This is a genomic window from Stutzerimonas stutzeri KOS6, assembly GCF_000307775.2.
In the GTDB taxonomy this organism is placed as follows: domain Bacteria; phylum Pseudomonadota; class Gammaproteobacteria; order Pseudomonadales; family Pseudomonadaceae; genus Stutzerimonas; species Stutzerimonas stutzeri_B.
This window is the reverse complement of record NZ_KK020675.1, coordinates 854,727-880,163: the sequence shown is the minus strand read 5'-3', so window position 1 is coordinate 880,163 and position 25,437 is coordinate 854,727. Positions and strand designations below refer to the sequence as shown.

Annotated in this window: 25 protein-coding genes; 9 read left to right on the top strand and 16 right to left on the bottom strand. The window is 64.9% G+C overall.

Annotated features, from left to right (window positions below; translation table 11 throughout):
• Window positions 1-56 precede the first annotated feature (56 nt).
• Together B597_RS28065 and B597_RS28060 are read right to left on the bottom strand one after the other, a co-directional pair.
• Window positions 57-638 carry a superoxide dismutase gene (locus B597_RS28065; protein ID WP_003294652.1) on the bottom strand — a complete coding sequence of 194 codons (582 nt, stop codon included), beginning with the start codon at window positions 636-638 and terminating at the stop codon, window positions 57-59.
• A 401-nt stretch (window positions 639-1,039) separates the two neighbouring features.
• Window positions 1,040-1,648 (bottom strand): LysE/ArgO family amino acid transporter, encoded by a 609-nt coding sequence (locus tag B597_RS28060; protein WP_003294654.1) that lies wholly within the window; start codon window positions 1,646-1,648, stop codon window positions 1,040-1,042.
• Window positions 1,649-1,741: 93 nt separating this feature from the next.
• Here B597_RS28060 and B597_RS28055 point away from each other — a divergent pair, with 93 nt between their 5' ends.
• Window positions 1,742-2,632 carry a LysR family transcriptional regulator ArgP gene (locus B597_RS28055; protein WP_003294656.1) on the top strand — a complete coding sequence of 297 codons (891 nt, stop codon included), beginning with the start codon at window positions 1,742-1,744 and terminating at the stop codon, window positions 2,630-2,632.
• Between the two features lie 9 nt (window positions 2,633-2,641).
• On the opposite strand, the gene B597_RS28050 is transcribed toward B597_RS28055, so the two are convergent.
• Window positions 2,642-2,914 (bottom strand): hypothetical protein, encoded by a 273-nt coding sequence (locus tag B597_RS28050; RefSeq protein ID WP_003294657.1) that lies wholly within the window; start codon window positions 2,912-2,914, stop codon window positions 2,642-2,644.
• 347 nt (window positions 2,915-3,261) lie between these two features.
• On the opposite strand from B597_RS28050, the gene B597_RS28045 reads away from it, so the two are divergent.
• Window positions 3,262-4,158: a coiled-coil domain-containing protein gene (locus B597_RS28045; protein ID WP_003294659.1), complete on the top strand. Its 897-nt coding sequence runs from the start codon at window positions 3,262-3,264 to the stop codon at window positions 4,156-4,158.
• 221 nt (window positions 4,159-4,379) lie between these two features.
• Window positions 4,380-5,573, top strand: coding sequence for a GGDEF domain-containing protein (locus tag B597_RS28040; RefSeq protein WP_003294661.1), 1,194 nt, complete (start codon window positions 4,380-4,382; stop codon window positions 5,571-5,573).
• Between the two features lie 43 nt (window positions 5,574-5,616).
• Here B597_RS28040 and pncB read toward each other — a convergent pair whose 3' ends face one another.
• Together pncB and B597_RS28030 are read right to left on the bottom strand one after the other, a co-directional pair.
• A complete protein-coding gene (pncB, locus tag B597_RS28035) occupies window positions 5,617-6,819 on the bottom strand; it encodes a nicotinate phosphoribosyltransferase (protein ID WP_003294662.1) in 1,203 nt (400 codons plus the stop codon).
• A 281-nt stretch (window positions 6,820-7,100) separates the two neighbouring features.
• On the bottom strand, window positions 7,101-7,271 hold the full coding sequence (locus B597_RS28030; RefSeq protein ID WP_003294664.1) for a con-10 family general stress protein: 171 nt from the start codon (window positions 7,269-7,271) through the stop codon (window positions 7,101-7,103).
• Window positions 7,272-7,658: 387 nt separating this feature from the next.
• Between B597_RS28030 and B597_RS28025 the strand changes: the two genes are divergently transcribed.
• The gene (locus tag B597_RS28025) at window positions 7,659-7,883 is read left to right on the top strand and encodes a DUF2188 domain-containing protein (RefSeq protein WP_003294666.1); all 225 of its coding nucleotides are present in this window, start codon (window positions 7,659-7,661) and stop codon (window positions 7,881-7,883) included.
• Here the strand turns inward: B597_RS28025 and B597_RS28020 are convergent.
• The 6 genes from B597_RS28020 to gcl form a co-directional block, all read right to left on the bottom strand.
• Complete coding sequence (locus tag B597_RS28020) at window positions 7,801-8,733, bottom strand: urea transporter (protein ID WP_024161716.1); 933 nt, start codon at window positions 8,731-8,733, stop codon at window positions 7,801-7,803. The genes B597_RS28025 and B597_RS28020 overlap by 83 nt on opposite strands.
• An 88-nt stretch (window positions 8,734-8,821) precedes the next feature.
• Window positions 8,822-10,237 (bottom strand): pyruvate kinase, encoded by a 1,416-nt coding sequence (gene pyk, locus B597_RS28015; protein WP_003296107.1) that lies wholly within the window; start codon window positions 10,235-10,237, stop codon window positions 8,822-8,824.
• Between the two features lie 84 nt (window positions 10,238-10,321).
• Window positions 10,322-11,593 carry a glycerate kinase type-2 family protein gene (locus B597_RS28010; RefSeq protein ID WP_003296105.1) on the bottom strand — a complete coding sequence of 424 codons (1,272 nt, stop codon included), beginning with the start codon at window positions 11,591-11,593 and terminating at the stop codon, window positions 10,322-10,324.
• A gap of 336 nt (window positions 11,594-11,929) precedes the next feature.
• Window positions 11,930-12,820 (bottom strand): 2-hydroxy-3-oxopropionate reductase, encoded by an 891-nt coding sequence (locus tag B597_RS28005; RefSeq protein ID WP_003296104.1) that lies wholly within the window; start codon window positions 12,818-12,820, stop codon window positions 11,930-11,932.
• A 17-nt stretch (window positions 12,821-12,837) separates the two neighbouring features.
• Window positions 12,838-13,620: a hydroxypyruvate isomerase gene (gene hyi, locus B597_RS28000; RefSeq protein ID WP_003296103.1), complete on the bottom strand. Its 783-nt coding sequence runs from the start codon at window positions 13,618-13,620 to the stop codon at window positions 12,838-12,840.
• 199 nt (window positions 13,621-13,819) lie between these two features.
• Window positions 13,820-15,601, bottom strand: a complete 1,782-nt coding sequence (gene gcl, locus B597_RS27995) for a glyoxylate carboligase (RefSeq protein WP_003296102.1) — start codon at window positions 15,599-15,601, stop codon at window positions 13,820-13,822.
• Between the two features lie 116 nt (window positions 15,602-15,717).
• Between gcl and B597_RS27990 the strand changes: the two genes are divergently transcribed.
• Window positions 15,718-16,626, top strand: coding sequence for a LysR family transcriptional regulator (locus tag B597_RS27990; protein ID WP_003296100.1), 909 nt, complete (start codon window positions 15,718-15,720; stop codon window positions 16,624-16,626).
• 5 nt (window positions 16,627-16,631) lie between these two features.
• Here B597_RS27990 and uraH read toward each other — a convergent pair whose 3' ends face one another.
• The gene (uraH, locus tag B597_RS27985) at window positions 16,632-17,042 is read right to left on the bottom strand and encodes a hydroxyisourate hydrolase (RefSeq protein ID WP_003296099.1); all 411 of its coding nucleotides are present in this window, start codon (window positions 17,040-17,042) and stop codon (window positions 16,632-16,634) included.
• 16 nt (window positions 17,043-17,058) lie between these two features.
• Window positions 17,059-17,562, bottom strand: coding sequence for a GlcG/HbpS family heme-binding protein (locus tag B597_RS27980; protein ID WP_024161715.1), 504 nt, complete (start codon window positions 17,560-17,562; stop codon window positions 17,059-17,061).
• 142 nt (window positions 17,563-17,704) lie between these two features.
• Between B597_RS27980 and B597_RS27975 the strand changes: the two genes are divergently transcribed.
• From B597_RS27975 to B597_RS27960, 4 genes are all read left to right on the top strand, one after another.
• On the top strand, window positions 17,705-18,379 hold the full coding sequence (locus B597_RS27975) for a heavy metal response regulator transcription factor (RefSeq protein ID WP_003296097.1): 675 nt from the start codon (window positions 17,705-17,707) through the stop codon (window positions 18,377-18,379).
• The gene (locus B597_RS27970) at window positions 18,376-19,734 is read left to right on the top strand and encodes a heavy metal sensor histidine kinase (protein ID WP_003296096.1); all 1,359 of its coding nucleotides are present in this window, start codon (window positions 18,376-18,378) and stop codon (window positions 19,732-19,734) included. The genes B597_RS27975 and B597_RS27970 overlap by 4 nt, the downstream gene beginning before the upstream one ends.
• Window positions 19,735-19,817: 83 nt before the next feature.
• Window positions 19,818-20,606 (top strand): exodeoxyribonuclease III, encoded by a 789-nt coding sequence (xth, locus tag B597_RS27965; RefSeq protein WP_003296095.1) that lies wholly within the window; start codon window positions 19,818-19,820, stop codon window positions 20,604-20,606.
• 171 nt (window positions 20,607-20,777) lie between these two features.
• Window positions 20,778-21,230, top strand: a complete 453-nt coding sequence (locus B597_RS27960; RefSeq protein WP_003296094.1) for a PA2169 family four-helix-bundle protein — start codon at window positions 20,778-20,780, stop codon at window positions 21,228-21,230.
• Window positions 21,231-21,321: 91 nt separating this feature from the next.
• Here the strand turns inward: B597_RS27960 and B597_RS27955 are convergent, their stop codons facing one another.
• The 3 genes from B597_RS27955 to B597_RS27945 are packed head-to-tail and all read right to left on the bottom strand — an operon-like array spanning window position 21,322 to window position 25,393.
• Window positions 21,322-22,710, bottom strand: coding sequence for an efflux transporter outer membrane subunit (locus B597_RS27955; RefSeq protein ID WP_003296093.1), 1,389 nt, complete (start codon window positions 22,708-22,710; stop codon window positions 21,322-21,324).
• A complete protein-coding gene (locus B597_RS27950; RefSeq protein ID WP_003296092.1) occupies window positions 22,707-23,822 on the bottom strand; it encodes an HlyD family secretion protein in 1,116 nt (371 codons plus the stop codon). Before B597_RS27950 ends, B597_RS27955 begins: the two co-directional genes overlap by 4 nt.
• Window positions 23,819-25,393 carry an MFS transporter gene (locus B597_RS27945; RefSeq protein WP_003296089.1) on the bottom strand — a complete coding sequence of 525 codons (1,575 nt, stop codon included), beginning with the start codon at window positions 25,391-25,393 and terminating at the stop codon, window positions 23,819-23,821. Before B597_RS27945 ends, B597_RS27950 begins: the two co-directional genes overlap by 4 nt.
• Between the last annotated feature and the right edge of the window lie 44 nt (window positions 25,394-25,437).

Here is a 25,437-nt window from a genome sequence, read left to right as displayed (position 1 = left end):
GCCCGCATGGGTGCGGGCATTCTCTGATGCTGCCTGTGAAGCTTAGCTTGTGGAGCTTAGCCTGCGAAGTTCTTCGCGACGAAGTCCCAGTTGACCAGGTTCCAGAACGCCTCGACGAACTTCGGACGAGCGTTGCGGTAGTCGATGTAGTAAGCGTGTTCCCAGACGTCGCAGGTCAGCAGCGGCTTGTCGCCGGCGGTCATCGGGTTGCCAGCGCCGATCGTGCTGGCCAGGCCGAGGCTGCCGTCGGACTTCTTGACCAGCCAGGCCCAGCCGGAGCCGAAGGTGCCGATAGCGGTCTTGGTGAACTCTTCCTTGAACTTGTCGAAGGAGCCGAAGGAGGCGTTGATGGCATCGGCCAGGGCACCAGTCGGCTGGCCACCGGCGTTGGGCGCCAGGCAGTTCCAGAAGAAGGTGTGGTTCCAGACCTGGGCGGCGTTGTTGAAGATGCCACCCGACGAGGTCTTGATGATGCTTTCCAGATCCTTGCCTTCGAACTCGGTACCCGGGATCAGGTTGTTCAGGTTGGTAACGTAAGCAGCGTGGTGCTTGTCGTGGTGGAACTCGAGCGTCTCGGCGGACATGTGCGGCTCGAGAGCATTCTTTTCGTAAGGCAGCGGCGGCAATTCGAAAGCCATGATGTATCTCCTACTCAGGTGTCGAGGATTGATGCGGCCAGCTCGGAGGGACGTCAGAGGACAATGCCGGCGTTGCCGGTGAGCAGGTGCGAATGCATGCGCATCCTGCCCTTGACCTTCTCGTTCCCTTCGCTCGCTACATGCTTGCGCAATCTCTGGCCGTTCACGGGCGGCCGAACAGACAGACTGGAGCCTTCCGCTCCATGTCTGCGAGCCAGCGATCATAGCACTCGACCTGCGGCAAAACCACGCGGCAACTGTGTGGAATATAGACCCCAGAGCGGTCGCCTAAGGCTCGGCCTGCGAGTTTGGATAGCTGGCTGCGCCTTGCGTGGACCGCGTCGCCGCGCCTTGCGTTCCGTGGTCAGCGCAAAACGCCAGTGACGATAGGTCGCGGTTCGTCAGCGGGAGAAGACCAGTTGCGCGGCGATCGCGAACATCATCATGGCGACGCCGAGATCAATCAGCCGCCAGGTCAGCGGCCGAGCCAGCCAAGGTGCCAGCCAGGCGCCGCCCAGGGCAAGCATCAGGAACCAGAGGGTCGATGCGCTCGCCGCGCCCAGGGTATAGGCGCCTGGTTCCGGCTGCTGTGCGCCCAGGGTGCCGATCAGCACGACCGTGTCCAGGTAGACGTGTGGATTGAGCAGCGTCACTGCCAGGGCGGCGAGCAACACCGCGCGCCTTGAGCGCGGTTGCGCCTCGGTGCCGTGCAGGCTTTGCGGGCGGGCGGCCCGTCGCAGCGCGAGCGTGCCGTACCAGAGCAGAAAGGCCGCGCCACCCCAGCGGGTGATCTCCAGCAGCAGCGGATTGCTCGCCAGCAATGCGGCGAGGCCGAATACGCCAACGCTCACCAGCAATACGTCGCAGGCGATGCACAGTGCCGCGACCGGCAGGTGGTGTTCGCGTCGTAGGCTCTGGGCCAAAACGAAGGCGTTCTGCGCGCCAATGGCCATGATGAGCCCTGCCGCCACCAGCAGCCCGTTCAGATAGCTCTGCCATATCGCATTCATCTTGCTTGCCTCGGTTGTTTGGCCGGTGGCGAGTCTGGGTAGAGGTGCGATATAAGAGAAGCGAATTTTGTTTGGGTGTCATTAGGAAAACTGATGTTCGATTACAAGCTGTTGGCTGCACTTGCGGCAGTGGTGGAACAGGCGGGATTCGAACGCGCCGCGCAGGCGTTGGGGCTTTCCCAGTCAGCGGTATCGCAACGAATCAAGCTGCTCGAGGCGCGCGTCGGCCAACCCGTGCTTCTGCGCGAGGCGCCGCCCAAGCCGACCGAACTGGGCCAGCGCCTGCTCAACCACGTGCAGCAGGTGCGGCTGCTCGAGCGGGACCTGCAGGGGCAGGTGCCGACGCTGGATGAGAACCGACAGCCGGAGCGGCTGCGCATCGCGTTGAATGCCGACAGCCTTGCGACCTGGTGGGCGGGCGCGGTCGCCCCGTTCTGCGCCGAGCATCGGGTGTTGCTCGATCACGTGGTGGAGGACCAGGCGGTCGGGCTCAAGCGCATGCGTGCAGGCGAGGTCGCGGCGTGCGTCTGTGCGGCCGAGCGCCCCCTGGCCGGTGCGCGCAGTCAGTTCCTGGGTGCGATGCGCTATCGGGCGCTGGCCAGCCCGGCATTCCTCAGTCGGCATTTTCGTGGCCTGGCCGAGGCCGCGGAGCTGGCCGGCGTGCCGGCCATCGTGTTCGGGCCGGATGACCAGCTACAGCATCGCTACATGGCCGCGGTCGGTGGGGGCGAGACTTTCATCCATCATCTTTGCCCCTCGTCCGAGGGCTTCGTACGCATGCTGCTCAGTGGTCTCGGCTGGGGGTTGGTGCCGGAGTTGCAGGTGCGTGGCGAACTCGAGCGTGGCGAGTTGGTCGATGTGCTTTCGGGAACCCCGATCGATGTGCCGCTTTACTGGCACCACTGGCGTAACGGTGGGCGATTGCTCGACGAGTTGACGCGTCATCTGGTGCGCAGCGCGAGCGACTGGTTGCTCGCCGAATGAGACAGGGCTTCAGGCGAGGACGCGCTGACCACGGTAGATGCGCACGGATGGGCTGCTGCTGACGGCGCTGCGTGGCGAAGGCGGCGAGGGTGGCAGCTGGTCGCTGAAGGTGGCGAGTTGACGCCCGAGATCGCGAGTCAGCTCGTCATCCGAGCGCATGCATGCGGCGAGCATCGCCGATACCGCGTCCGGCTGGTTGAGGTGGATGTCGAGTTGTTGCTCCTCGCGAAGCCTGCGCCGCAGGCTTTTCATGCAGTCGATAACCGCCTTGTTCAGCTCCATGAAGTGCTCCTCGTGATTGCTGTAAGGCCCAACATCCCTGTTGGAAGTGTCTATCCGCTGGCACAACGTCCGTAGCAAGCGGCGTACCAATCTATGACAGCTTTTGCGGTGCGACCCTGATCGGCAAGCGAGGCGCCGGGTGCCGTGGCTTTGACCGTTCTGCGGATGGCTGCGTCGCGCCCCCGCCTTGCGATCGAGCGGTGGCTGGCTGCACCGGGATGTGTATGTCCTGCGCTGCAGTGCTCTGGCACGGTGCATTCGGCCAGCGGACGTGCGCCGCTGAAGGGGACGTCCCGAATCGTTATACTGCGTGCTGTTTTTCCGCTCCGCGCCATTGAAGGTAACCCATGCGCAACGATGCTCACGATGAACTGGAAAATATCCCCAGCCTGACCGCAGGCGGTGACCGTGTGGAGCCCTATCCGGCGCCGGATCTCGAGCCTATTCGCAAAACGGCGGGCGACTATGGCGATGACCCGCGCTCGCGGCAGAAGCGCCGCCCGGTCGGTGGCGCCAAGACCAATACCGCGCCGCTCTGGGTGCTGCTGCTGGCGTTGCTGATAAGCCTCGGCGCGCTGGGCTGGTGGAGCTACCAGAAGATCGCGATGCTGGAGTTGCAACTGGTCGCGACGCAGGAAAGCTTCGCGAGGATCAGTGAGGACGCCGCTGGTCGGCTGCAGGACATTTCCGGCAAGGTGGTGGCGACCGAGTCCAATGTGACAACCGAGAGCGAGGCCGTGAAGCTGCGTATCAAGCAGCTCGAGCAGCAGACGCAGGATCTCGCCCGTAAACAGCAGGCCTTTGCCACCGAGCAGCAAAGCCTGGCCGGCAAGCAGGGCAACCAGGATCAGCGCGTGGACGATCAGGGCAGGCGCCTCGAGCGTCTGGGCACCGATCTGCAGGCCCAGCAAGGCACCACCGCGACGCTGGCCGAGACGCTCAAGACCCTGGGCAGCGAGCAGGCCGCGCTGAAATCCGCACTGGACGAACAAGCCAGGCTGGCGGGGCGGATCGACAGCCTGGACAAGGAGGTGGCGGCGCTCAAGCAGGGAGGCAACCAGAGCCAGGCGATCAACCGGCTGGAACAGGACATCCTGGTGCTGCGCAGCGAACTGGACAACCGGCCGGCTCCGAGCGCCACCAACACCGCGGAGTTCGACTCCTTCCGCGCCCAGGTCACTCGCACCATCAATGCCATGCAGGGCCAGATCGCCAATCTGCAAGGGCAGATTGACGGGCGTTGAAGCGACTCGAGCGAGTGTGGCGCTTATTGTCCTAGCTCAAGGAGCTTGGATTGCGGACTGCTATCATCGGCCCCCGCTCGTGAGTCGAGCGACGGAGTGCCGCAGCTGCCGGGCGACTGTCGGCGTTGAAATGGATACTGGAGAGCCTGCCCTGGGTTCGCGAATGCCGAGTCGGGCTTTGCTGCGCAAAGAGCCAGCCCAGCATGGGAGCAGAACAATAAATGCCATCGCTTCTCGATCTGCTGCGAAATCGCCTGACAACGCTACTGCCCAGTGAGCTCAAGCCCAACGAGCTTCGCCACTTGCTCGATCCTCGACGCCACCCGCTGCTGCTGTGCCAGCGTCGGGCGACGCTGATCGTCAATCGCGTCCGGCTGTTCGCTTTTCTTTTTGCCGTGCTGACTCCGCTGTGGAGCCTGATTGACCTGGTGGTGTTCGAGCCGCGGCTTTGGCTGGTACTGGCCGGGTTCCGGATGTTGGCTTGCCTGGCCTTCACCTGTCTGTTGCTGTTCTACCGGCCCAGCGGAAATCTGCTGGACGCCTATCGGGCGATCGCCATCCTGTTCTCCATTCCCACCGCCTTCTATATCGCCTCGCACACGCTGCTCGGCAGCTACCAGCTGGCCCAGTTTTCCGCCGTGGTGGGCGCCGGCTATGCCTTTCTGCCATTCGTGCTGATGGCCGGCCTGACCATCTTCCCATTGACGCTGGTGGAGAACCTGGTGTTGTCCAGTCTACTGCTGCTGGCGCAGGCGCTTGCCGGATACCTCAGCTGGGCGACCCTGAACTGGCCGTCGTTCGCGGGGGCGTTCTGGCTCCTGATCCTGATCGCGGGTGTCGCCAGCCTGGCCAGCATGAGTCAGCTGGCGTTCATGTTCGCGCTCGTGCGCGAGGCCATCCGTGATCCGCTCACCGGTGTCTTTTCCCGGGGCAGCGGCGAAGAAATCCTGCGTCTGCAATGGGACAGTGCGCAGCGCAAGAATGCCGGGCTGGCATTGGCCTTCATCGATCTCGATCACTTCAAGTCGATCAATGACAACCATGGACATGAAGCCGGCGATCAGGTGTTGCGTGAGGCGGCGCGGCGGCTGGTGGCGACGCTGCGCGGTTCGGACAGCCTGCTGCGCTGGGGTGGAGAAGAATTCCTGCTGATCATGCCGGACACCGACATGCAGCAGGCGCACAAAGCCCTTGAACGCCTCACCGGTCAGGGGCTGGGTGTGCGTCCTGATGGCGTGCCGTTGACCGCAAGCATAGGACTCGCCGAGCGTCGTTGTGATCAGGTGGACGATTACCGTGATCTGCTCGAACTGGCGGACAGGCGCATGTATCTGGCCAAGACGAGCGGGCGCAATCGCCTCTGTGCAGCAGAGCCGGAAGAGCCCCGTCAGGGCGCGCTGGCCTTGAGGGGCTAAGGTCTTCGCGCGCACTCGAGACTTGGCGGGCGACGAGTTCGGATCAGGGCTGCGTAAGTCCGAATACATGACGCAGATAGCCGACGAAAGCTTCGTCGCGGCACATGGTCTTGCCCGCTGAATCCGATATCTTCGCCACTGGCTGGCCATTGCATGCCGTCATCTTGATGACCATGTTGGTCGGCTCAACCCCGGGGATATCGCAGGTCAGGCCCGTGCCGATACCGAAACTGGCATTGCTGCGCCCGGCCAGTGCCCGGTGGATATCCAGCGCTTTGGCGAAATCCAGCCCGTCGGAGAACACCAGTTGGCGTGTCATGGGGTCGATGCCCAGGTGGCGGTAATGGGCGATGGCCTTCTCGGCCCATTCGATCGGGTCGCCGGAGTCGTGGCGCAGGCCATCGAACAGCTTGGCGAAGTAGAGATCGAAGTCGCGCAGGAAGGCGTCCATTGTGATGCAGTCGGTCAGCGCGATGCCCAATGCCCCGCGGTATTCGCGTACCCAGCAATCGAGCGCTGCAGCCTGGCTGTCGATCAGCCGCGGGCCTAGCTGCTGGTGCGCCATGATCCATTCATGGGCCATGGTCCCCATGGGCTTGACGCCCAGCGTGCGCGCCAGATGCACATTGCTGGTGCCGACGAAGCGACCTGGAAAGCTGTGATGCAGTCGCTCGACCACCATCGCCTGAACGGCGAAGGAGAAGCGCCGGCGGGTGCCGAAATCCGCCAGCGTGAAGGTCGCCAGCTCGGCGTCGGTCGCCTGGTTGCGGAGCCATGCAAGCTTTTCGTCCAGCCTGTCGCGCGCCTGGGCCAGGGGCACTCGGGCGTAGCGTGCACGATTGCGGACCTCACTGATGATGGCCAGCAGCGGCACTTCGAAAAGAATCACGTGCAACCAGGGCCCGCGCAGGTGGATCACCAGTTCGCCATCGTCGATGTCCAGGCGCAGGTAGCGCAGGTCGAAGCGAAACAATCCGAGAAAGCGGATGAAATCCGGCTGCATGAAGGGGATGCGTTCGAGGTAGGCAAGTTCCTCGGCCGTCATCTGCAGCTTGGCAAGTGCTTCGATCTGCTGCCGGATGGCGTCGAGGTAGGGCGTCAGGTCCTCCCCGGAGCGACTGCGAAACGCCCATTCAACTTCGGCGTTGGGATAGTGATGCAGCACTGCCTGCATCATGGTGAGTTTGTAGAAGTCGGTATCCAGCAGGCTCTGGACCACTCGCTCGGAAAATGCACTGCCACTCATCGAATGCTCCCCCTTTAACGTCGCTCGGATGATATCGACAAACGGCATCGTCGGGGTGATTGTTAAATAGCTGCCAATATTGTTGGGCGAGCTGGTGGTTGATTGATCTTTTTCTTTTGAGCTTTTTTGGCTGGCAAGTTGCTTTTATATAGAAGTGACTCCGCTATGTTTTCGGTATGGTCCTCAAGCTGGCGATAACATAAAAGGGCTGTTTGCCCTTTTAGCATATAAAAAGAAAGGGCAGGTGCCGGAGCACCTGCCCTTTCTGCTGCCGTCAGCGCTTAGCTGCTGCGGCCACCGCCGTGGCTGTTCTGGCCACCCTTGCGGCCGGCCTCCGAGGCCTTCTCGCGGTCGTTGGCGAAGTTGCCGCCACTGTTGTGGCCGCCCTTGCGGCCAGCTTCTGATGCTTTCTCTTTATCATTGGCAAAGTTGCCGGGATTATTATTTGCCATGTCTTTTTCTCCTCAATGGATAGAGACTTTCACAAACGGCTGAGCGAGAAAAACCAATCAGCCTCCCTGTGTGAGAGGGGGCAAGTCCGCAGGAGTTTCGTTGTGCGAAAAAGTGCGGACGAATGGTTTTCCGCATGTCGAGTGGGACTATGGCGTGATGAAATTACAGGCGAAACGGCAGTTGCAGTTTCAATACGTCAAAAGTTGCCGCTCAGTGCATCCTGTCTGGCTCGGTTTACCAGGCTGGCGCGCCCGACATTGCGCCAGCAGGCGCATCAGCCGATCTTTACAGCGACCGCACCGAGAATCACCTGTGCGGCAGCGAACCTCGGCAGCTATTGCCTTTCTTAGAAGGAACCCCTTCTTTCATCTGCTGGAGACAATGGCATGGAGATCTATCACATCACTCACGAGGACGACCGCTGGGTGCTGCGCGAGGAAGGCGACCAGCGCGCACTGCTCGAGGCGATGAACCGACAGGACATCCTCGACGAGACGCGCGATTTCATGAAGCTGCGCACGGCGCTGGTCAAGGTTCACGGGGACGACGGCGGCGTCGAAGAGCAACATCGGTATCCGCAGGAGCAGAACCCGCTGGCGACCGGCGGCTGAAGTTCCAGCCATGCCAGGGGCGCGGTGCGCGAGCCAGCAGGCCCAGCCAGGTCGCCAACAGAAATGGCAGCGTCAGCATCGGCAAACCGAGGCTCGCGCCGACCAGCCAGAACAGGACGGCGGCGGTCATGCCCAGTAGCGGCAGGCGCCAGCCGCCGCGCCATTGCGCCAGTGCCAGCGCGGCCAGGGCCGGATTGAAACCGGCGAGCCCGTCCATCCAGGCCGCACCGAGCAGGCCCGCCGCCACCAGCCCCAGCGCCGAGCCCGCCAGCAGCCAGGCCGCGGCGCGCCAGCATGCCAGCGCTACGCCCAGCAGCATGCAGCTCGCCGCCAGCGGTTCATCGATAAACAGCACCTGACCGATACCGAGCAGCCAGGCCTCGAGCAGTGTCATTGCGGTTGGGGAGAGCACGGCGGCTGCCGGAGCCGGCCCGGACGGATTGGCCAGCATGACGATCAGGCCGATCAGCACGAAGGGCAGCGTGAAACCCGGCAGACCGGCGTTGCGGTGCAGCCGCTCGAGCAGCCGTGACTGCAGCAGACAGCTGGCCAGTGCGGCCAGCGCCACCAGTGCCAGGCTGGTCGTGGACAACCCCAGGCGGCCGACCAGCAGGGCGCCGAGTAGCGCGGCGTTGTAGCCGTACAGGCCGTCATCGCGATCGGCCGTCCGATAGTGCAGCCAGGCCGCGCCGATATGCGCCGCCAGCACGCCGAACAACGCCCCGGCGAGCAGCGCAGGCGCGCCGATGGCCAGGGCGAGCATGACCAGCGCGCCGCAGCCGGCATGGCGCTGCAGGACGATCTGGCTGAAGGCATAGAAGAGGGCGCGCACTGCAGAACGGTCACGCATGGTGATATCCGGGCGAACGGCAGCGCGCCGGTCGGCAGGACCGGCGGCAACGGTAGGGGGGATTGGCCGGGCGGTCGCCCGGCCGCGGTCAGCTCAGAACTTCGATGCGCAACGAGTTGGTCGTGCCGGGCTGACCCAGTGGCACGCCGGCGGTGATCAGTACCGTGTCTCCGCTGCTGGCCATGCCTTGGGCGCGGGCCAGCTCAAGAGCGTGGCCGCTGACCTGTTCCATGTCGCGCATCGGCGCATCCACCACCGAATACACGCCCCAGGCCACCGTCAGCTTGCGCGCGGTGGCGGCACTCGGCGTCAGGCTGAGGATCGGCGTGGCCGGGCGCTCGCGCGAGGCGCGCAGGCTGGAGCGGCCGGATTCGGTGTAGTTGACCAGCACCGCAATCGGCAGAATGCTGCTGATGCGGCGGATGGCGCAGCTGATGGCATCCGGCAGGGTGGCCTCGGCATTCGGCCGGTGCACGTCGAGCTGGGCCTGGAAGTCAGGGCCGCTTTCGACCTGGCGGATGATCTTGCTCATCATGCTTACCGCTTCCAGCGGGTAGTCCCCGGACGCGGTTTCCGCCGAGAGCATCACCGCGTCGGCTCCCTCGGCCACGGCATTGGCTACGTCAGTCACTTCGGCGCGAGTCGGTGCCGGGGCGAAACGCATGGATTCGAGCATCTGCGTCGCGACCACTACCGGACGGCCGAGCTGGCGGCAGATGCGTACGATGTTTTTCTGGATACGCGGGACGTTCTCGGCGGGTACCTCCACGCCGAGATCGCCGCGCGCCACCATGATCGCGTCGGAAAGCCGGGCGATCTCGCGCAGGTGCTGGACTGCCGATGGCTTCTCGATCTTGGCCATGAGAAAGGCGCGGTCGCCGATCAGCTCGCGTGCCTCATGGATATCCTGGGGGCGCTGGACGAAGGACAGGGCCACCCAGTCGACCCCAAGCTGCAGGCCGAAGGCAAGGTCGCGGCGATCCTTCTCGGTCAGCGGGCTCAATTCCAGCACGGCTTCCGGTACGTTGACGCCCTTGCGGTCGGACAGTTCGCCACCGGCGACCACGCGAGTATCGACGGCATCGGCATGGCGTGCGGTGACTGTCAGGCGCAGGCGACCGTCGTCGATCAGCAACTGCATGCCCGGCTCCAGCGCGGCGATGATCTCCGGGTGCGGCAGGTTGGCCCGCCGGCTGTCGCCAGGGGTCGGATCCAAATCCAGACGGAAGGCCTGATCGCGCACCAACTGAACCTTGCCCTCGGCGAAGCGGCCAACCCTGAGCTTGGGCCCCTGCAGATCCATGAGAATCCCGATCGGCTGGTTCAGTTCGTGCTCGACCTGGCGTATCCAGGCGAAGCGCTCGGCATGGTCGGCATGCTCACCGTGGCTGAAGTTCAGGCGGAACAGGTTGACCCCGGCCTCGACCAGGGCGCGCACGTCATCGACGCTGCGGGTGGCGGGGCCGAGGGTGGCGAGGATCTTGACCTTCTTGTCGTGTGTCATGGCGGGGCTCTATCGGCAGTTATTGTTCTGTTCGTCGTGTAACCGACCCGTATCCCGGCGCGGCAGGCGCGCCGCAAACGCCCGTCAGCGGGGCGACGGCAGGATCAGGATGGCGCGGAAGTCGTTGACGTTGGTGCGCGTCGGACCGGTGACGATCAGGCTGTCCAGCGCGGCGAAGTAGCCGTAGCCGTCGTTGTTCGCCAGGGCGTCGGCAGCACGCAGGCCCAGCGCCTCGGCGCGGGCGAAGCTGTCAGGGGTCATCAGAGCGCCGGCATTGTCCTCCGAGCCGTCGATGCCGTCGGTGTCGCCGGCCAGTGCATAGACGCCGGGCAGGCCCTGCAGGTTTTCGGTGAGGCTGAGCAGGAATTCGGCATTGCGTCCGCCGCGGCCGTTGCCGCGCACGGTCACGGTGGTTTCGCCGCCGGAAAGGATCACGCAGGGCGCGGCGATCGGCTGGCCGTGAAGGACCACCTGGCGGGCGATGCCGGCATGCACCTTGGCTACCTCGCGGGCTTCGCCCTCCAGGTCACCGAGGATCAGCGGCGTGATACCGGCCGCGCGGGCAGCCTCGGCGGCGGCGTCGAGCGACTGCTGCGGCGTGGCGATGAGCTGGAAATGGCTGCGCGAGAGCATCGGATCGCCCGGCTTGACGGTTTCCGAACGCGGGTCCTCGAGCCAGGCGCGGACGTTGGCCGGCACCTCGATGTCGTAGCGTTCGAGGATCTCCAGCGCCTGTGCCGAGGTGGTCGGGTCGGCCACGGTCGGGCCTGAGGCGATCACCGTCGCTTCGTCCCCCGGCACGTCGGAAATCGCATAGGTGTAGACGCTGGCCGGCCAGCAGGCCTTGGCCAGACGACCGCCCTTGATCGCCGAGAGGTGCTTGCGCACGCAGTTCATCTCGCCGATGTGTGCGCCTGAGCGCAGCAGCGCCTTGTTGATTGCCTGCTTGTCGGCCAGGCTGATGCCTTCGGCCGGCAATGCCAGCAGCGACGAGCCTCCGCCGGAGAGCAGGAAGATCACCCGGTCGCTTTCCTGCAGATTGCTCACCAGCTCCAGAACGCGACGGGCGACGCGCTCGCCGGCGTCGTCCGGTACCGGATGCGCGGCTTCCACCACTTCGATGCGGCGGCAATCGGCGTGGTGCTCGTAGCGGGTCACCACCAGGCCGGACAGATCGCCCTCCCAGACTTTCTCGATGGCTTCGGCCATCGCGGCGGCCGCCTTGCCGGCACCGATGACGATGGCGCGTCCACTGCGATCGGCGGGCAACTGGTCGGCCAGCACATGGCGCGGATGGGCGGCCTCGATGGCACTGTCGAACAACTGGCGCAGCAGGGCTTGGGGGTCGAGGCTCATATACAGCTCCTTTCATTGGTCTGGAGGGCGATTCCAGACCTTAGGGCTCGTCAATGCAAGTACAAACAGGCAAGCGCTAAGGTTTGGAATCGACCCACCCGGCGGTCGGGCCGTGACACCTTCTACCGGGCGGATCGAAAAGGGTGCCGCTTGCGGCGGCGGTCGAACTGCAGGTGCGCATGGCGCTGGTCGTGGGGCGACGCGATGATTCCGTCCCAGGCGCTTGCAGTCCAACCCTTGGAGCATCGCTGGCGCCAAGCGTTGCGATTTCCCACCACCCGGTCTGTCTGTCCCTGAAGGTGGGTTCTGGCACGCTCGGCGCAGTTAGCTCGAAGCTTACTCTTTGCGGATCGAGAAATTGGCCATGTGCTCCAGGCCCTTGATCAGCGCCGAATGATCCCAGCCGCTGCCGCCCAATGCGTTGCAGGTACTGAAGACCTGCTGTGCATTGGCAGTGTTGGGCAGGTTAAGGCCCAGTTCGCGCGCGCCGGCCAGGGCCAGGTTGAGGTCCTTCTGGTGCAGGCTGATGCGGAAGCCTGGGTCGAACGTGCCCTTGATCATGCGCTCACCGTGCACTTCCAGGATCTTCGAGCCGGCAAAGCCGCCCATCAGCGCTTCACGCACCTTGGCTGGGTCGGCGCCGTTCTTGGCGGCGAACAGCAGGGCTTCGGCCACTGCCTGGATGTTCAGCGCGACGATGATCTGGTTGGCCACCTTGGCGGTCTGGCCGTCACCGTTACCACCGACGCGGGTGATGTTCTTGCCCATGGCCTGGAACAGCGGCAGCGCGCGTTCGAAGGCATTCGGGCAACCGCCGATCATGATCGACAGGGTAGCCGCCTTGGCACCGACTTCACCGCCGGATACCGGCGCGTCAAGGTAGGCCGCGCCAGTGGCTTTGATCTTCTCGGCGAACTGCTTGGTGGCGGTAGGGGAGATCGAGCTCATGTCGATCACCACTTTGCCAGCGCCCACGCCTGCGGCAACGCCGTCTTCGCGGAACAGAACGTCTTCAACCTGGGGGGTGTCCGGCACCATGATAATGATGAATTCGGCTTCCTGCGCCACTTCGCGTGGGTTGGCCAGGCCGATGCCGTTGTCGCCCAACAGGTCGGCCGGAGCCTTGTCGAAGTGCTCGGAAAAGAACAGGGTGTGCCCGGCTTTTTGCAGGTTCTGCGCCATAGGCTTGCCCATGATGCCGGTGCCGATAAATCCGATTTTTGCCATGAGAAATATCCTCTGATTCAGATTGCGTTGTGCGCTTTCATCCAGCCGAGGCCGGCAGCGGTGGTGGTGGCCGGCTTGTATTCACAGCCGATCCAGCCCTGGTAGCCGATACGGTCCAGGTGTTCGAAGAGGAAGTGGTAGTTGATCTCGCCAGTGCCTGGCTCGTTGCGCCCCGGGTTGTCGGCCAACTGGATGTGGTTGATCGCGGCCAGGTTGGTTTCGATGGTGCGCGCCAGGTCACCTTCCATAATCTGCATGTGGTAGATGTCGTACTGCAGGAACAGATTGGGGTGGCCAACCTTGCCGCGAATCTCCTGTGCCTGGGAGGTGTTGTTCAGGTAGAAGCGCGGGATGTCGCGGGTGTTGATCATTTCCATGACCAGGCGGATGCCAGCCTCCTCGAGTTTCTGCGCGGCATAGCGCAGGTTCTCGACGAAGGTCATTTCCAGCTTGCCGAGGTCGGCTCCACGCGGTGCGATACCGGCCAGGCAGTTGACCTGAGTGTTGCCCAGCACCTTGGCGTAGGCGATCGCCTGATCGACGCCGGCACGGAATTCATCGACCCGTTCCGGCAGGATCGCGATACCGCGCTCACCACCTGCCCAGTCGCCGGCTGGCAGGTTGAACAACACCTGGGTCAGGCCATTGGCCTCGAGCCTGGCCTTGATCTGCTCGACCGGGTAGTCATAGGGGAACAGGTATTCGACGCCGCTGAAGCCGGCTTTGGCAGCAGCGGCGAAGCGGTCGAGAAAGTCCATCTCGGTAAACAGCATGGACAGGTTGGCGGCAAAGCGGGGCATGGTGAATCTCCTTGTCTGTAGGGACAATGGGTAGAGGGGCTGACGCGACATCCACCCTGTGGTTACTTCAGCGTTGGCGGAAACTCGGAGCGCTCCCGCCGGTGCGTCCGGTGGATGTGCTTCGCGACATCCACCCTACGTTCACTTGCGTAGGGTGGAAGACCGCGAAGCGTCTTCCACGCGTTTGCTTACGGATGCATCAATCCAGCAGCGCGACCGCAGTCGGTGCATCTTCGCGGCCGTCGGCCAGTGGCTCGAATTCGTTGATGGCGTCGATCTCGGTGCCCATGGCGATGTTGGTCACGCGCTCGAGGATCACCTCGATCACCACCGGCACCTGATGCTCGGCCATCCAGGCCTGGGCCTGTTCGATGGCGGGGCGCAGGTCTTCCTGCTTGAACACGCGGATCGCCTTGCAGCCGAGGCCCTCGACCACCGCGACGTGATCGACGCCGTAGCCTTCCATGCCGCTCTGGTCGGCATTGATGTTCTCGAAGCCCAGCTGCACGCAGTAATCCATCTCGAAGCCGCGCTGCGCCTGGCGAATCAGGCCCAGGTAGGCGTTGTTCACCAGGATGTGGATGTAGGGCAGCTTGAACTGCGCACCCACCGCCAGTTCCTCGATCATGAACTGGAAATCGTAGTCGCCCGAGAGCGCCACCACCTTGCGAGTCGGGTCCGCCGCGACCACGCCGAGCGCCGCCGGAATGGTCCAGCCGAGCGGGCCTGCCTGGCCGCAGTTGATCCAGTGGCGCGGCTTGTAGACGTGCAGGAACTGCGCGGCGGCAATCTGCGACAGGCCGATGGTGCTGACGTAGCAGGCGTCCTTGCCGAACGCATTGTTCATGCACTGGTACACGCGCTGCGGCTTCATCGGCACGCTGTCGAAGTGCGTCTTGCGCAACATCGTGCGCTTGCGTTCCTGGCAGTCTGCGGCCCAGGGCGTGTGGTCCGGCAGCTTGCCGGCGGCCTTGCGTTCCTTGGCTACTTCGACGAACAGCTTCAGGGCGGCACCGGCGTCCGAGGTGATGCCGAAGTCGGGTGAGAACACCCGGCCGATCTGGGTCGGCTCGATGTCCACGTGGACGAAGGTGCGGTCCTTGGTATAGACATCGACCGAGCCGGTGTGGCGGTTGGCCCAGCGGTTACCGATGCCGAGCACGAAGTCCGAGGCCAGCATGTTGGCGTTGCCGTAGCGATGGCTGGTCTGCAAGCCACACATGCCGGCCATCAGCGGGTGGTCATCAGGGATCGAACCCCAGCCCATCAGGGTCGGGATTACCGGCACGCCAACGGTTTCGGCGAATTCCACCAGCAACTCTTCGGCGCCAGCGTTGTAGATGCCGCCACCAGCGACGATCAACGGACGCTCGGCGGCGCAGAGCATGTCGATGGCTTTCTCGATCTGCTTGCGAGTGGCTGCCGGCTTATAGACCGAAAGCGGCTCGTAGGTGTCGACGTCGAATTCGATTTCGGCCATCTGCACGTCGAATGGCAGATCGATCAGCACCGGACCCGGACGACCGGAGCGCATCACGTGGAAGGCCTGCTGGAATACCCGCGGTACCAGTGCCGGCTCGCGAACGGTCACCGCCCACTTGGTCACTGGCTTGGCGATGGATTCGATGTCCACGGCCTGGAAGTCTTCCTTGTACAGACGTGCGCGCGGCGCCTGGCCGGTGATGCAGAGGATCGGAATCGAGTCGGCCCAGGCGGAGTAGAGACCGGTGATCATGTCGGTTCCGGCCGGGCCGGAGGTGCCGATACATACGCCGATGTTGCCGGCCTTGGTGCGGGTGTAACCCTCGGCCATGTGCGAGGCACCCTCGACGTGGCGGGCGAGGATGTGGCGGATGCCCCCATCGGCACGCAGGGCGGAATACAGCGGGTTGATCGCCGCACCGGGGATACCGAAGGCGGTGTCGATGCCTTCCTTGCGCAATACCGCGACGGCGGCGTCAATTGCTCTCATGCGGGCCATGGATCGCTCCTCCTGACTCTTATTCGATAGTTTTTCTAAGTGGTTCAAGCATGCCGGGCTGGAATCGCAGGTGGAATTGGCCGAGACTTCAGTTCTGTCGATATCAGGAGTATCGAATGGACCGTTATACAACTTTGCGCAGCTTCGTCCTGGTGGCCGATTGCGGCAGCTTCGCCGCGGCGGCGCACAAGGAGAACGTCACGCCGGTGGTGATGGGGCGGCGCCTGGATGCACTGGAACGCCATCTGGGGGTGAAACTGATGCACCGCTCGACCCGCGGTCTGTCACTGACCGATCTGGGCGAGCAGTACCTGGAGCGCGCACGCGGGCTGCTCAGGGACTTCGACGAAGTGGATGCCAGCATCAGCCATGACCGTACCTCGGTGCGCGGCCATCTGGTGGTCTCGGCACCGGCCGCCTTCGGTCGCCGGCATATCGGTCCGCACGCGCCGGCATTCCAGGCGCGTTACCCGGACCTGCAGCTGTCGTTCAACTTCACCGATAGCGTGGTCGACCTGGTGCGCCATGGTTACGACATGGGTATTCGCATCGGCGAGGTGACCGACCCCAACTACGTGGCGGTGCGGCTGTTTCCCAATCGGCGGGTGGTCTGCGGTTCGCCGGAATACTTCGCCCGTTACGGCACGCCGACAACGCTGGAGGAGCTGGCGCAGCACAACTGCCTCGCCTTCAATCTGCAGGGTGGCCAGCAGCGTGGCTGGACCTTCCTGCGCGACGCTCGCCAGGTGGCGATCCGCGTGGCCGGCAATCTGGACTGCAATGACGGTGAGCTGCTGTTCGACTGGGTCAAGCAGGGCCTGGGGATCGGCTGGCGCTCGACCTGGGAGATCCAGGCCGAGCTCAAGCGCGGCGAGCTGGTGACGGTACTCGACGAGTACGCCTTGCCCGCCTACGACATCCAGGCGGTGTATCCGCAGCAGCGCTACCTGCCGGCCAAGGTGCGCTTCTTCATCGACTACCTAAAGGCCATCTACAACGCACCGGGCTACTGGGAAGTGCGCTGAGCGGCTCAGTTGCCGCGGTAGGTGGAGAAGCCGTAGGGACTCAGCAGCAGCGGGATGTGGTAGTGCTCGACGCTGCCATCGGTTTCGAAGATCACCGGAACTTCGGGGAAAAAGGTGCTGGCCTTCTGCGTGGCGAACCAGTCGCCAGTCATGAAGGTGACGCGGTAGATGCCTTTCTCCAACGCCTTGCCTTCTGGATACAGCGCGGTGATGCGGCCCTGCGCGTTGGTTTCGCCGCTGTTGAGTGATTTCCAGGTGTCACCCTGACGTTGCTCCAGGGTGACGCGCACGTCCGCTGACGGCAGGCCGCTTTCCAGATTCAGCACATGCACGCTGAGCGGGTTGCCAGCGGCCAGGGTCAGACCGGACAGGCCGCTGAGCATCAAGCCGGCGGCGATTGAACGTAGTGCTTTCATGGTGTTTTCCTTTTCTTCAGTGGGAGGAGGGCAGCAGTTTTTCGATGGCGGCCACGGCGCAGGCCTCGTCGTTCCTGGCACCGCCAGCGCCGGCCACGCCGATGGCACCGATCACCTCGTCGCCGACCTTCAGCGGCACGCCACCGCCGAGCAGCAACAGCTCATCCAGCGTGTTGAGGTTGGCGGCGTCCGGCGTAGCGGCGGCGCGCTCGGCGAACAGACGGGTCGGGGTCTTGCTCGACAGCGCGGTGTAGGCCTTGCGCTGCGCCGCAAGGGTGTTGTGCGGGCCGACGTTGTCGTCGCGGCGCAGGGCGACCAGGTTGCCGCCGCGATCGACCACCGCGACCACTGCCGTGCGGTTTTCCGCGTGGCACTGGTCCAGCGTGGCCTGGATCAGCCCGTCGGCCAGGGACAGCGATACGTTCTGCTGGGTGAGCGGTGCCGGCGTGGTGGCGTTGGCACTTAGGGCCGGGGTAAGTAATGCCAGGGTCAGCAATGACAGTGTGGCTGCGATACGCATGTCGGTTTCCTTGGGTGGCTGAGCTTCGGGGCGCATGGTGCCGATGCCTGCCGATCAGAACCGTTGCCTGCGCATTACGCTTTTGTAATGGCTTGCAGTACGGCGGCTCCCATAACCTATGCGCCATCAGCGAGGTGATCCGATGCGAATTCTGGTGGTGGAGGACGAGGCCAAGACGGCTGACTACCTCAAGCGCGGTCTCGAGGAATCCGGCTATCGGGTGGAGGTCGCGCGCAATGGCGTCGATGGCAAACACCTGATCGAGGAGGAGCCGTTCGACCTGGTGATCCTCGACGTCATGCTGCCGGGGCTCGATGGTTGGCAGCTGGTGCAGGTGGTGCGCCAGCGTTCGGCGCATACGCCGGTGCTGTTCCTGACGGCGCGCGATGCGGTGGAAGACCGTGTGCGCGGGTTGGAGCTGGGCGCCGACGACTATCTGGTCAAGCCGTTCTCCTACGCCGAACTGCTGGCACGGGTACGCACGCTGCTGCGCCGTGGGCCGCCGCGCGAGGTCGAACGCTTCCATGTCGCCGACCTGGAGCTCGACCTGCTGCGCCGCCGCGTCACCCGCCAGGGCGAGCGAATCAGCCTGACCAACAAGGAGTTCGCCTTGCTACATCTGTTGCTCAGTCACCAGGGCGAGGTGCTGTCCCGCGCGCAGATCGCCTCGCAGGTCTGGCAGATGAATTTCGATAGCGACACCAACGTGGTCGACGTGGCGATCCGCCGTCTGCGCGCCAAGGTCGACGATCCCTATCCGCTCAAGCTCATCCACACCGTGCGCGGCATGGGCTATGTGCTGGAGGCGGCAACGTGAGGCTGTCGCCGCGTTCGCTAAGCCTGCGCCTGGCCGTCGCTTTCGCCCTGGTCGCAGTGGTGCTGCTCGGTGCCATCGGCCTGTATCTGTACCGCTCGCTGGAACGGGAAATCAGCTGGCGCGACGATCAGGCGCTGCTCGGTCGGCTGGAGCGCATGCAGGCCTTGCTCGAAGACAGCGCGAGCGTCGAGGCGCTACGGCAACGTCCGCAGCTTTACGAAAACATGCTGGGCAATCGCGACAGCCTGCTCTGGTTGCTCGACGCTCAGGGGCGCGCGCTGATCGAGATCAACCCGGCGCGGTTGCCCATTCCGACATTGCCGGCCAGCGCCGCAGCGGAGCTGACCGATACTGATGGAGCGCGACTGGCCTGGCGGCGGCTGCCGGGCGAGGCGGGGCTGACGCTGGTGGCCGGGCGCATGCTTGCCGAGCGCGAACAGATGCTCGCGGCCTACCGTGTGAAGCTATGGTGGGCGTTGAGCCTCGGGGCGCTGCTGGCGTCCGTGCTCGGCTGGCTGATCAGCCGGCGTGCGCTGCGCCCGGTGCGGCACCTGACCCGCCAGGCGCTGGCCATCGATGTGCAGCATCTGCATCTGCGTCTCGATGAGTCGGTCATGCCCAGCGAGCTGGAGCCGCTGCGTGCCGCGCTGAACCAGATGCTCGATCGGCTGGAACAGGGTTTCGCGCGGCTGTCGCGCTTCAGCGAAGACCTGGCCCATGAAATGCGCACGCCGCTCGGCAATCTCATGGGCCAGACCCAGCAGCTGTTGCACAGGGATCGCGATGCCGAGGCCTATCACGCGCTGCTGGTGTCCAATCAGGAAGAGTACGAGCGCCTGGCGCGGATGATCGACAGCATGCTGTTCCTCGCCCGTGCCGAGCAGCCGGCGGCGGCCATCGAACGGCAATGCTTTGCACTGCCGGCACTGGTCGAGCAACTGTGCGACTACTTCGAAGGCGTCGCCGAAGACCGCGGCATCCAGCTGCTCGACCAAACCGAGGGCGAGCTGTGCGGCGACCCCGAACTGATTCGCCGGGCGCTGGCGAACCTGCTGGCCAATGCGCTGCGCTACGGCGCCAGTGACAGCCCGGTGCGCATCGTCAGCGGCTCAGGGGCTGGCTGGCGGTCGGTCAGCGTGATCAATCTGGGGCCGCCGATTGCAGCAGAGCACCTGCCGCGACTGTTCGACCGCTTCTATCGCTGCGATCCGTCACGCGCCGAGCCGGGCGATTCCGGCGGCCTGGGGTTGGCCATCGTGCGTTCGATCATGCAGCTGCACGGCGGCGATGTGGTTGTGCATAGCGACGCGGAGATGACCGAACTCACCCTGCGTTTCGCCGAAACGCCGGTCTGATTCCGATCACTGGTACCGGATCGGGAAGCCTCACTGCGCTGCCACGGCTAATGTGGATACAACCGCCTGTGAGAGACGCGCTTGTGGATAGTCTGAAAATCGCTACCTACAACATCAATGGCATCCGTGCTCGCCGGGGCAATCTGCTCGAATGGCTGGCGCGCGAGCAGCCCGATGTGGTCTGCCTGCAGGAACTCAAGGCACAGGACGCTGATTTTCCCATCGATGACATCCGCGCAGCCGGCTATGGCGCCATCTGGCATGGGCAGAAATCCTGGAACGGGGTTGCGATTCTGGCCCGCGATTGCGAGCCGCTGGAGATCCGCCGTGGTCTGCCGGGCGATCGGGATGACAGCCACAGCCGCTACCTGGAAGCAGCCGTGCAGGGTGTGATCGTCGCCTGCCTCTACCTGCCCAACGGCAACCCGCAGCCGGGGCCGAAATTCGATTACAAGCTGAGCTGGTTCGAGCGTTTCATCGAGCATGCCGCCGGCCTGCTCGACAGCGGCCACCCGGTGGTGCTGGCTGGCGACTACAACGTCGTGCCGACGGACGAGGACATCTACGACCCGCGTTCCTGGAAAAAGGATGCGCTGCTGCAGCCGGAAAGCCGCGAATGTTTCCAGCGTCTTCTGGCGCAGGGCTGGACCGACGCCTTGCGCGCTCGCTATCCGGAGGAGCGCATCTACACCTTCTGGGACTACTTCCGCCAGCACTGGCAGAAAAACTCCGGTCTGCGCATCGACCACCTGCTGCTCAGTCCGGACCTGGTGCCGAGACTGCAGGACGCCGGGGTGGATCGCTGGGTACGCGACCAGGTGCACGCCAGCGATCATGCGCCGACCTGGGTCAGGCTGGCGCCGGCTGCGTAGGCATCCACCTGACGGCGCCGTCGAACCGTGATGGCATGCCGTGCCAGCCAACTGCTGCCGCGGCTACCTTCGGGCGGTTTCGCTGAACCTTTGGACGCACCTGGCAGTCGACTTCTAACACGGGCCGCAGTCTTGCGGTTTCTCCCGAGTCGACCTGACAGGAGGCAAATGATGGATATGAAAGAGACGGTTTCCGTGCTCAACGACCTGATAGAAACCTGCAAGGATGGCGAGAAGGGCTTTCTCGAATGCGCCGAGGACCTGCGCGATCCTCAGCTCAAGAGCACCATGAACCAGCGCTCGCGCGACTGCGCCACGGCTGCCGCCGAGCTGCAGCAGCTGGTTCGCTCGATGGGCGGCGATGCGGAAGACAGCACCAGCATGGCTGCCGACATGCACCGGCGGTGGGTCGATCTCAAGTCGATGATCACCGGCAAGGATGACGAGGCCATTCTCAACGAGTGCGAGCGTGGCGAGGATGTGGCGGTGAAGAGCTATCGCAAGGCGTTGGAGAAGGACCTTCCGGCCGAGGTGCGCATCGTCGTCGAGCGCCAGTACCAGGGCGTGCAGCGCAACCACGACCAGGTCAAGGCGCTGCGTGATGCAGCGCGAGCGCGCGGCTGACCACTACCTGGCAAGCCGGATTTGCAGAACGCCAGCGCTTGCTGGCGTTTTTGCGTGAGTCGTCGCCCGAGCATCGGTTGGCACGCCCGGTTCAGCGTTCGGCAGCCGCCTGCTTCGGTGCTTGCCAGCCGCCGCCCAGGGCGCGGTAGAGCTGGATCAGCTGGTTGAGCCGGGCCTCCTGCAACTGCACCTCGGCCAGTTCGGTGTCGAACAGATTGCGCTGGGCATCGAGCGCTTCCAGATAGGATGAATAGCCGCCGTGATAGCGGTCCTCGGCGATTTCCAGCGAGCGCGCAAGGACATTGCGGCGCGCCTTGACGCGCGCGCTCTGGCTGGCGAGGCGGTCGAGGCCGGAAAGGGCGTTCTCGACCTCGCTGAAGGCGCCGAGCACGGCAGCACGATAGGCGTAGGCTGCCTGGTTGCGCTCGGCCGTGGCCAGTGCCACACCGGCTTCGAGCCGTTGCCCATCGAACAGCGGCGCGAGCATGCTGGCGCCCAGGCTCCAGACCGTCAGCGGATCGTAGTCCAGCGCATTCACATAGAGGCGCCCGAGGCTCGCCGAAAGTTGCACCCGCGGCAGGAAACGGTCGCGCTCGCTGTCGAGGAAGCGGTCGCTGGCGGCCAATTGTCGCTCGGCCTGATACATGTCCGGTCGCTGGCGCAGCAAGGTCGATGGCAGGCTGCCTGGCACCGGTGGCGGGTGCAGCGCCGCCAGGGTGCCGCGTGCGACCGGCCCAGGCAGGTCTCCGGTCAGCCGGCGCAGGGCATGCTCCTGCTCGACGATGGCCTGCTCCAGTTGCGGTACCAGCTGGGCGGTCGCCTCGTATTCGGAGCGCGCCTGGGTCAGCTCCAGTTCGGAGGTGTAGCCCATCCGTGCACGATCCTCGGCGACGCTCAGCGCCGCCCGCCGCGACTGGACGGTTTCACGGGTCAGCGCCAGCTGGCGATCCAGTGACAGCAGCGCGACATAGCCCTGGGCGATGGTAGCGGCCACGGCCAGCCGCAGGGTCTGTTGCTCGGCCTCGGAGGCCTGGTACTGCAGCGTGGCGACCTGGCGCAGGCGCGCGAGTCGGCCCCAGAGGTCGGCCTCGTAGCTGAGCTGCAGGCCAGGCTGGGCGGCGCTGGCGCGGGTCGGGCCGAAGGGACCGAGCTCCTGATTGCGTTCGAGCCCGAACACCGCATCCAGGCTTGGCAGCAGGGCGGCACGCGACAGACGGATCTGCTCCCGCGCGGCGTCCAGGCGTTCGGCGCCGATCAACAGGTCGGTATTGCGTACCAGCGCACGCTCGACCAGTGTCGCCAGGGCGGGATCATCGAAGCCCTGCCACCATTGCCCGACGGGTGCTGCGCCATTGGCCGGCAGCCGCCACTGCGCGGGAATGTCATCCACCCGTGCCTTCTCCGGCAAAGGTTCGCGATGGGGTGCGCAGGCACACAGCAACGCGAGCACGAGGGTGGCGAGCAGGCCATGCACCTTCATCGCGCTGTGGTATCCACGTGGGTGACCACCGACAGGCCCGGGCGCAAGCGCTCGGCCAGCGGCTGGTCGGGGTCTATGGCGATGCGCACAGGCAGTCGCTGAACCACCTTGGTGAAGTTGCCGGTGGCATTGTCGGGACGCAGCACGCTGAATTCCGAGCCGGTGGCCGGTGCGAGACGTTCGACCCGCCCGGTCAGGCGCGCCCCGTCCAGCGCATCGACCTCGAAGGACACCGGCTGGCCGGGGCGCATGTGGACCGTCTGCGTCTCTTTGTAATTGGCGATCACCCAGAGCTTCGGCGGCACCAGGAAGAGTAGTTGAGAGCCAGCCGAGACGTACTGGCCCAGGCGTACGCCCACTTCGCTGACGCGCCCAGCGCTTGGCGCGATGATTGCGGTGTTGGCGAGATCGATCTCGGCCTGGCGCAGGGTCGCCTCGGCGATCTGCACTTGCGCTTCGAGGCCGCCACGGGAAATGCCGCTGGCCTTGAGCGTCTGCTCGGCGATCTCGATGGCGGCACGGGCCTTGCGGACGTTGGCCGCAGCGGCGCGGGCACTGGCGCGGGTCTGGTCACGCTCGCGAATGGATACCGAGCCGCGTTCGGCGAGTTCATCGACCCGGCGCTCGTCGGCTTGTGCCCGGGCCTGTTCGGCCTCGGCGGCGAACAGGTCGGCGCGGCGGGCGAGCACGGTGGCACGGTCGGCGGCCAGTTGCTGATCCAGGTTCTCCAGTCCGAAGCGCGCGGCGTCGCGTTCGGCACGGCGCTGGGCGACCCGCTGGCGGTACTGGCGGTCGTCGATGCGCACCAGCACCTCGCCGCTCTCCACGGTTTCGAAATCCTCCACGCGCACCTCGGTGACATAGCCGGCGACCTGCGGTGCCAGCACGGTGAGCTGCCCGCGCACGTAGGCGTTCTCGGTGGTCACCTGGCTGCTGGAGAATGGCCAGAGCTGCCAGGCGTAGAGGATGGCGAGTACACCCAGCACAGCGACCAGGCTCATCAGCGCAACTGCGCGACGGCTGGTCTGGATCGTCTTCGGCGGTTCGGGCGGGGTGCCGCCAGCGTCGGTGGTCACCGTGGTTTCGTCGTCGGACGTGCGCACATCGCTCATGGGGCAGTAGCCTTCTTCTGGCGCGCCAGGCGCAGGGTGTGGAACAGCGACCAGCTGAGCACGGCGATGGCGAGCAAGCCGATCAGGCGGAACACATCGTTGAAGGCCAGTACGTTGGCCTCGCGGGTGACCGTTTGCGCCAGGCGTGCGCCGCCCAGCGCCTGGCGCAACTGCGGGTCGGCCTGGGTCGCGGCCAGTGCCTGGCCCTGCTGGGCCAGGCGCTGGGCGATGCGCGGATCGGTCGGCACCACCTGCTCGGTGAGGTGCGCCGAGTGGTGCTGCTCGCGCACCACCTGGTAGGTGCCGAGCAGCGCCGGTCCGGCGAGTCCGCCCAGGCTCTGGGTCATGGAAAACAGCACGATGAAGCTCACCAGGTAGTTCGGGCCGTTCGCCAGCGCCTTGCCGATGCCGGTGATCAGCAGCGGGCCGAGGAACATGCCGCTGGCAAACGACAGCAGGCCCTGGCTGAGGAACAGGTCATGCGGGCGGGTCTGGCTGGTGGCGTCCACGTCGAGAAAGCTCGCCACGCCAATCAGTACGATGGAGAGCAGGATCTGCGCCGAGGCGGTCTGCGGGCGGAATGTCAGGGCGCTGGCCGCGATGCCCATCACTACGCCCAGCAGGATCACTGCATAGAGCGGGCGCAACTGGTCGGGGCCCATGCCGAGCGTCTGCAGCAGGCCGACCGCACCGTAGCTCTGCTCGGCCAGCAGGAAGCGCAGCGCCAGGGCTCCGAAGGCGAACCGCAGCATTTCGGCGGTGCCGAGCCAGCGGGTCTGTAGCAAGGGATTGCGCCGGTGGTGCTCGATCGTGAAGGTCAGGCAGCCCAGCAGCAGCGCGGCACACAACGCATAGCCCAGCCAGGGCGCTTCGGTCCACCAGTGCACGCGACCCTGGGCGAGCACTGCGGCGACCAGCGCCAGGGCCGGCGCGAAGAGCGCGAAGGTCAGGAAGTCCAGCGGCTCGAAGACCTTGATGCGCTCGCCCACCGGCAGCTTGAGCACCACCACCGCGGCCAGCGAGCACAGCGCCAGACCGCTCTCGAAGACGTACAACCGGTGCCACTGGCCGATATCCACCAGCGGCGGTGAAAGCAGCCAGGCCAGCGGTGTGGCGATCTGGGTCAGGCCGAAGGCGACGATCACCCCGCGCGGCAGGTCGACCTTGCGAAAGGCCTGCAGCATGTAGAACAGTCCAAGCGAGGTGGTGGTCGCGGCGGCGAAGCCGCTTGCAGCACGCACGAACATGGCCATGCCCAGGCCTTCGACGAATACATGGGCAATGCTGAGCAGGGCGTAGATGGCCAGGCCGATCTCGGCGAAACCGCGCAGGCCGTACTGCTGGCGGACCTTGATCAGCACCAGATTGGTCGAGACGTTGACCATGAAGTAGGCGGCAGGCAGCCAGGCCCCCTGCTCGGGTGTCAGCCCCAAATCGCCCTGGATCGCCGGCAGGTTGGCGAGGAATAGCGCATTGCCCAGCCCACCGGTCAGGCCCACCAGCACGGCCACGGCCGCATAGGCCAGGCGGCGTGGCGGGCTGTGCAGCAGAATGGCCGGGGAGCCGGGCATCGACGGGCGTTCATGGGGTTCCCAGCGGGGAACTGGCGCGAGGT